1 rRNA gene is annotated in these 778 nt (G+C 58.0%); it reads right to left on the bottom strand.

The window, feature by feature from the left end:
• Window positions 1-778: ribosomal RNA gene (locus ACGRVM_RS16385) — 23S ribosomal RNA — on the bottom strand; the annotation flags it as partial.

Here is a 778-nt window from a genome sequence, read left to right as displayed (position 1 = left end):
CTGCGCCTACACCTAACGGCTTAAGCTTGCTAGATAGACCAAGTCGATGACCCATTATACAAAAGGTACGCCGTCACAAGACTGGACACTGATGACAATCATTTGTTGAAGGGGATGGAGACGCGGAAATGAAACGTCTCGACGCCCGGGTTGTCGCTGTAGAGACCGGCGTTGGAGCGGTGATCCGCGCCGATACCGATCCGGACACCCTCACGGTTCTGGTAGCCGAGCTCCAGCCCCGAGCGGAACTCGATGGGACCGCCGAGATCCACATCGCCGCCTTTCGCGTAAAGGCCGGGCATGGTGTGGAACTGCGCATACCACCGATTGTTCGGCGTCGAATATGTCGTCGTGTTGCCAAGACCGATCCAGAGACCGCCCTCGTCGGTGACCGACGCGCCGTAGGTGAACTGGAACGGCCCGCGGGCGATCCCCGTCTGGCGGCGGATGTAGACTTCCTCACCCACCGTGCCGTCCTGGAAGATCAGATCCCCCACCGACAGCCCGACATACGGCGTGACTTCGTTCTTGGCCAGGCAACCTTCGTTCGGGCAGTGATTAACGCCCATGTTGATGAGCCCCAATACGAGGCCCACGACTGCGAAGGTTCCGTCCGTGACTACGGCCAAGTCCGACATATTCATTTCCTCATCATTCGTGCACCACAATGAATGGTGCAGATTGCCATTAGAGTCCAGTCAAGCTCCGACTGATTGTAGGCGTTCGGTTTCAGGTACTGTTTCACTCCCCTCGTCGGGGTGCTTTTCACCTTTCCCTC

Source organism: Roseovarius aquimarinus (genome assembly GCF_043661195.1).
In the GTDB taxonomy this organism is placed as follows: Bacteria; Pseudomonadota; Alphaproteobacteria; order Rhodobacterales; family Rhodobacteraceae; genus Roseovarius; species Roseovarius aquimarinus.
The sequence above is the reverse complement of the archived record's forward strand: the minus strand, read 5'-3'. Positions and strand labels throughout refer to the sequence as shown.